4 protein-coding genes are annotated in these 7,380 nt (G+C 44.8%); 2 read left to right on the forward strand and 2 right to left on the reverse strand.

The annotated features are described in order from the left end of the window. Positions 1–211 precede the first annotated feature (211 nt). Positions 212–1,186 (reverse strand): M23 family metallopeptidase, encoded by a 975-nt coding sequence (locus KDU71_RS22365; RefSeq protein WP_212193356.1) that lies wholly within the window; start codon positions 1,184–1,186, stop codon positions 212–214. Positions 1,187–1,308: 122 nt separating this feature from the next. On the opposite strand from KDU71_RS22365, the gene alaS reads away from it, so the two are divergent. Together alaS and KDU71_RS22375 are read left to right on the forward strand one after the other, a co-directional pair. After that, positions 1,309–3,945, forward strand: coding sequence for an alanine--tRNA ligase (alaS, locus tag KDU71_RS22370; RefSeq protein WP_244828664.1), 2,637 nt, complete (start codon positions 1,309–1,311; stop codon positions 3,943–3,945). A gap of 162 nt (positions 3,946–4,107) precedes the next feature. Continuing rightward, entirely contained in the window at positions 4,108–6,453 is a 2,346-nt protein-coding gene (locus KDU71_RS22375; RefSeq protein ID WP_212193357.1) for an arylsulfatase, read from the forward strand. Positions 6,454–6,567: 114 nt separating this feature from the next. On the opposite strand, the gene KDU71_RS22380 is transcribed toward KDU71_RS22375, so the two are convergent. After that, a complete protein-coding gene (locus tag KDU71_RS22380) occupies positions 6,568–7,227 on the reverse strand; it encodes a hypothetical protein (RefSeq protein ID WP_212193358.1) in 660 nt (219 codons plus the stop codon). Positions 7,228–7,380 lie beyond the last annotated feature (153 nt).

Consider the following 7,380-nt stretch of genomic DNA (forward strand, 5'->3'; position numbering starts at 1 on the left):
ACTAATAAAACAGTCCGGCTTTTGAATGCATATGAGTTTTTCAACTAGCTATGAGTTCAATATAGATCGTACAGTTGGCATAGTGTCAAAGCTAATCTTCTGGATGTTTTGCTTATTAATTTAGTGCACGGATTGCAAATCCGCGCCAGCCATGGCAGCAAACAAAAAAGGTGACCGTTTGGCCACCTTTCTGCTATATCAATGTTTCTATTTAATCAAATGTCTGGTTAGAGTTGGACGATATTTGAATCATCTTATCATACTGTTCGGCCGTTAAGTCCTCTTTGAAATAGTAGTGCTGCGGATTCACCTTCTTCCCTTTCACATGCACCTCATAGTGCAGGTGTGGTGCTGTACTTCCTCCGGTATTACCTACATAGCCAATCACGTCACCACGCTTTACCTTCTGTCCTCGGCGCACATTAAATTCATCAAGGTGTGCATATAGTGTGGTATAACCAAAGCCATGGTCAACCTCGATGCGTTTTCCATAACCGGTTTTTTCATTGGTGATTTTAGTAACTACTCCATCAGCTGTAGCATAAATATCGGTGCCGATAGGCGCCGAGAAATCCATTCCTTCATGAAACTTTTTCACCTTGTAAATAGGATGCAGTCGATACCCCCAACCTGAAGCTGTACGTTTTAAATCAGTATTTGAGATAGGCATAATAGCTGGTGTACATCGTAGCATTTCTTCTTTTCGCATGGCCAGGTCAATCACTTCATCAAATGAAGTAGACTGCACATAAAGCTGTTTCATCACCACGTCAAGGCGCTTGGCTGTGTTAATCACCAGTTCGGCATTATCCATATCTTCGAGGTGGCGATAGCGGTTGACTCCACCAAAACCTGCTCTTCTAATACTACTTGGAATGCTATCTGCCTGAAAAATGGTACGATAAATATTTTCGTCACGCAGCTCAATATCTTCCAATACCATCTCCAGCTGATCGAGTTTCTTATTCATAATATCATACTGAGCCAACAGCTGATGGTTCTCACGCTCAAGGCGTTTTTCAACGGGACTTTGAAACAAATATGGATATATGAGATAAGTCAGCATCCCCACCAGTAACACAAACATAAAGTAGATGGATCCTCTGGAAAAATAGTATTTGTAACCTTTGTGTATTTTATCGTAGCTAAGCGTTTCAGGATTATAGCGATACTTAACTTTTGACATAGACCGAATGTTTTACTTTTGTTAGAAAAATTGGGTACTAATCGTCCCAAAATTACTTAAATAATCTAACTTTGCAAGGTTTTTTTATTGTACATAACACCTTGATATAAAATTTACGAGATATGATGACGGCCTCTGAAGTAAGAAAGAGTTTTCTGGATTTCTTTAACTCTAAGCAACATAAAGTGGTGCCTTCGGCGCCAATGGTGGTTAAAAACGACCCAACATTGATGTTTACCAATGCCGGGATGAACCAGTTTAAAGATATATTCTTAGGCAACCATCCGGCTGAAAGTCCACGTGTTACCAACTCGCAAAAATGCCTGCGTGTATCGGGTAAGCACAACGATCTGGAAGAAGTAGGCCATGACACCTACCACCACACCATGTTTGAGATGCTGGGTAACTGGTCGTTTGGTGATTACTTCAAAAAAGAAGCCATTGCCTGGGGTTGGGAATACCTGACTGATGTGTTGAAAATTGACAAAGACCGTCTTTACGTCACCGTTTTTGAAGGCAGCAAAGAGGATAACGTGGGACGTGATGATGAAGCTGCCGAAGCCTGGAAAGAGTGGATTGGCGAAGACCGCATCATCAACGGTAATAAAAAAGATAACTTCTGGGAGATGGGTGAAACGGGTCCTTGTGGCCCCTGCTCGGAGATACACATTGATATGCGCCCCAATGAGGAACGTGCCATGGTAGATGGTAAATCATTGGTAAACATGGACCACGACCAGGTAATTGAAATCTGGAACCTGGTATTTATCCAGTATAACCGCATGGCCAATGGCGAGTTGGTGCCGCTGCCCAATAAACATGTGGATACCGGTATGGGATTTGAACGTCTGGTGCGTGTTATTCAAGGCAAGTCGTCCAATTACGACAGCGATGTCTTCACCCCCATCATCAATAAAATTGCTCAGCTATCGGGTTTTGAATACGGCAAAAGCGAAGAAACAGATATTGCTATGCGCGTAGTGGCCGACCATGTGCGTACCATTGCTTTCTCCATTACCGACGGACAACTACCATCGAACAACAAAGCGGGCTATGTAATCCGTCGCATCCTGCGCCGTGCAGTGCGTTACAGCTATACCTTTCTCAATAGCAAAGAGGCCTTTGTGTATAAGCTGGTGGATGTACTGATAGCTACCATGGGCGATGCCTACCCGGAGCTGCAATCGCAGAAAACATTAATTGAGAAGGTTATCAAGGAAGAAGAGGAATCATTCTTACGTACCCTGGCTACCGGCATCAGCATGCTGGATAAAATTATGGCCGAAACCAAAGCCAACAACTACAATGTGGTAAATGGTGCGGTGGCATTTGAACTGTACGATACCTTTGGTTTCCCGCTGGATTTAACAGAGCTGATACTGAAAGAAAATAACCTGGTAGTGAACCGTAAGGAGTTTGAAGAGGAGATGAACAAGCAGAAAGAGCGCGCCCGCAGCGCTACTGCCATTGAAACGGACGACTGGGTGGTGCTTCAGCACGATGACCGCGAAGAGTTTATTGGCTACGACTACCTGGAAACAGATGTGTTCATCACTCGTTACCGCAAAATCAAGCAGAAGAACAAAGAGCTGTACCAGCTGGTATTCAACATCACCCCGTTTTATGCCGAGAGTGGTGGTCAGGTGGGCGATACCGGTTACATCCAAAATGGGGATGAGAAGGTATACATCATCGATACCAAGAAAGAAAATAACCTGATTGTACACCTCGCCAAAGAGTTACCGTCAGATCTTAATGCCACATTTAAGGCCATTGTTAATAAGGAAGCGCGACAAAATACGGCGAACAACCACACAGCCACTCACCTGATGCACGAAGCCTTACGCGAAGTATTAGGCGAGCACGTGGAGCAAAAAGGGTCATTGGTGCATCCTGATTATCTGCGTTTTGATTTCTCTCACTTTGAAAAGGTGAGCGACGAGGCAATTGCTAAGGTCGAAAGCATTGTTAATGAGCGTATCCGCCAGAACATGCCACTGGAAGAGATGCGTGAAATTCCTCAGGCCAAAGCATTGGAGATGGGTGCCATGGCCTTGTTTGGCGAAAAATACGGCGATCTGGTTCGTGCCATCAAATTTGGTTCATCGGTAGAACTATGTGGTGGTACCCACGTGAACGCAACAGGACAAATGGGCTTCTTCAAAATCATCAGCGAATCATCTATTGCGGCGGGCATACGTCGTATCGAAGCCGTTACAGGTGCCAAGGCCGAAGAATTCATCAACCAGCAGTTTGCTTTAATTAGGGAGCTGGGCGAGATGTTTAAAAACCCGGCCAACCTCAAGAAAAACATCGAAAACCTGATGAGTGAAAACAGCAAGCTAAGCACCCAGGCCGATGGCATGCTTAAAAACATTATGGCCATTGAAAAGCGCAACCTGGTAGATAGTGCGGTGGAACACAGCGGTATTAAAGTGATTGCCACACGGGTGAAGCCAATGCTGGCTAATTCATTAAAAGACCTGGCTTTCCAGATTAAGCAAGAGCTGGATGACGTGGTGGCGGTACTTGGTGCTGATGTCAGCGGCAAACCACAACTGGCTATCCTGGTAGCTGACAACCTGGTGAAAGAGCGCGGCTTAAATGCCGGTGCCATCGTACGCGAAGCAGCTAAAAAGATGCAAGGCGGCGGCGGTGGTCAGCCATTTTTTGCAACGGCAGGCGGTAAAAACCTGGATGGATTAGACGTGGCCATTGAAGAAGCTGTCGCCATTATCAAAAACCAGCTTGATAGTTAAACCAGAGTATACAACACATAGAAAGAGCTCGCCAAACGGCGGGCTTTTTTTATGCCCATAATTAGGTCATGACTTTTCGAATTTATTTCCATAACTTGTTATGTCACAAGCAATAGATTATTCATCAGATATTATACATATCAATAATCAAAACAAAACACTATGAGAAACACCATTGGATTATGCACCCTATGCATCTGCTTTTTAATAAGTTGCACACAACCACCTTCAGACATCCAAAACACGGATGATAGTTTTGAAAAGTATGGCCAGGAGTTTAAAGGAAAAATAGCGCAAAGCTATGAAGACTCCCAGGAATGGTGGCCAGAAAAGAAACGTCCCCCGAAAAATTCGCCTAACGTAATCATTTTCCTACTTGATGACGTAGGATTTGCACAAGTAGGTTCATTTGGTGGCCTGATTGAAACACCGAACATTGATTATCTGGCAGATAACGGACTGCGGTTTAACAATTTCCATACAACAGCATTGTGCTCTCCATCACGAGCAAGCCTTATGGCCGGACGTAATCCCCATAAGATAGGTCTAGGCTCTCATGCTTTAACAGCCATGGGATTTCCGGGATATAACGCCATTGTACCACCATCGGCCAAATCAGTGGCTAACTATTTGCAGGAAGAAGGCTACGTTAATTATGCCCTGGGCAAATGGGACCACACCCCTCTGTACGAAGTGTCGCAAATTGGCCCGCATCACCGCTGGCCAAGTGACGAAGGCTTTGCCCACGCCTACACCTTTATGGCAGCTGATGTACACCAGTTTATACCCGTTATGTGGGACGATCATCACCCCGAACCTTACCGCAAATCAGATCACCTTGACAAAGACCTGGCCGACAGAGCCATCCAGTGGATTACAGGCCACAAATCACTGGACGACGAATTGCCATTTATGATGCTGTGGGCTTCCGGTTCTATGCATTCACCTCACCATGCACCCGATGATTATATTGCTAAGTATAAGGGCAAATTTGACATGGGCTGGGATAAGGCTCGTGAAATGATATTGGATAACCAGAAGCAGCTAGGCATCGTACCTGAAAACACAAACCTATCAAGCCGCATCAAAGAAATTCCGGCCTGGGAAACGCTTTCGGCCGATGAAAAAAAGATGTATGCAAAGCAAATGGAAGTATTTGCGGCACAAATGGAGCATGTCGATCATCAGATTGGCCGGGTTTTAAAAACACTTAAACGCATAGGCGAACTTGATAACACCTTGATATTTGTAACAGCCGATAACGGCGCTTCTGGAGAAGGTGGCCTCACAGGTACCTTCAATGAAACCTATGTTTTAAATGGCATGCAAACGCCATTTGAAGCCAACCTGCGCCACTACGATAATTGGGGCCAGTGGGATAGCTATCCGCATTATCATGCAGGATGGGCCATGGCCGGTAATACGCCTTTCCCCTATTTTAAGCAGTCGGAACACCGCGGTGGCCAGCATGATGCCCTGGTAGTACATTGGCCTGCCGGCTTTAAGGCACAAGGTGAAATACGCAGTCAGTACCATCACATAACCGATATTGCCCCAACCATTATGGACGCCTGCAACTTTGAGCTGCCAAAAGAATACCATGGCATTGAGCAGCAGGCATTCACAGGCATACCCATGAACTATTGCTTTGATAACCCTACTGCCCCCAATGCCAAAAAACAGCAATACTACGAAATGTTTGGCAACAGGGCTATCTGGAAAGATGGCTGGAAAGCGGTTACCTTACACGCCAACCGCATGCCATGGGATGTAAACGTGGTACAACCGTTCGAAGATGATGTATGGGAACTGTACCATGTGGCCGAAGACTTCTCAGAAAGTAATAACCTGGCCGATGAATATCCTGAGAAACTGGAAGAACTGAAAAAAGTATTTGAACAGGAGGCCTGGGACAATAACGTGTATCCGATGTATGACGATATGCTGGCGCGCCTTAACAAAGTTAACTATGTGCTCTTTGGCGATAAAAAGGAATTCACCTATTATGCACCGGGTGCCGTGCGAATAGCTGAGAAAGCATCTGCTCCGGTGAAAGGTCGTTCGCACACTATTGAAACAACACTTGATTTAAAGGGTGGCGAAGAAGGCGTTATAGTTGCCTGCGGTGGAATGACAGGTGGTTATACCATGTACATCAAAGGTGGGAAAGTACACTATAACTATAATTTCCTAGATGGTGAACACCACCACCTGGTGTCAAAGCCACTGCCAAAGGGAGAAGTAGATATTAAATTCACCTTTGAGCTCGACCGCGAAAAATTAAAACCCGGTACCATTATGCCATGGCCAGGTACTGGTGCACTATACATTAATGGTGAAAAACAGGACGAGGTATATTTCCCTACAACACACATCTCTACCTATTCACTGGCCGAAACGTTTGATGTAGGTATTGACACCGGCACTCAGGTGGACCCAGACTACCAAGGCAACCCATTCCCTTATTCAGGTGTGATAGACCGGGTAACAATAACATTAACAGACTAGACAATTGACACTATAAACCTCACAGCATCACTATGGCTGTCGGGTTATTTCAAGTGTAAAGAGGGCAGCCCCGATGAGCTGCCCTCTTTACTATATGAATAACGAACTAGCTTATTAAAGGATAATTTCAGTGTCGAATGCCACTTCTTCGCCAGCCTGGTTGATGTAATTGATAATGAGTTTCGCACCAGTCACTTCCTGCTCAATGCTGCTTAAATCAAATTCAGCTACATAGCTCAGTTCCGATGTGGCCTTATCCTTTTGCGAATCGTGTACAAGCGTTAACACCAATTCTTCGGCATTAGCCTCAAAAGCATCAGCATCATAAGCCAACTGATTCAATTGCACCTTGTCGCCTCCCACATAGTTTAGGTTAAGGCTTAGAACAGTTCCTTCCACCACAACGGCTTCCACTTCAACGCCCGAATCAGTGAGGTCAACCATATCTGCCTCAATCACTTCTTCTACCTGTGTGTAGTTAATGTCAGTTAATCGCACATTAATGCCATCGCCTACCTCGGGTGTTGGCACATACTCCATCACAAACCATGCATAGTCGGCCATCATTTCATCATCAACCGCCACATTTTCTACCACTTGGTAGATTACACCATCCACCGATACAATGGTTTCGCCATCGTAGTTGGCCGTTTCAGCCATCACCACAATGCCCGCAAAGGGGTCTTCAACCTTAATTGTATCATCATCACTGCTACAACTAACCATTAACATAGCAGCAAGCGCTGCCATCATTCCTGCATGCAAAAATTTCATCTTAATTGCTTTAAAAATTAAAAAAATCGGATCTGTTGATTTTTCCTAGATGGGTAGCAACCTGAGTTCGACATAAAATTACTGGCTCAAATCGCTTATAAATGTTTAGTTTCAAGGAATATTTGTGAAAGCATAGCGAGCTATGGTGAACAG

The organism is Carboxylicivirga sediminis (assembly GCF_018156225.1).
In the GTDB taxonomy this organism is placed as follows: Bacteria; Bacteroidota; Bacteroidia; order Bacteroidales; family Marinilabiliaceae; genus Carboxylicivirga; species Carboxylicivirga sediminis.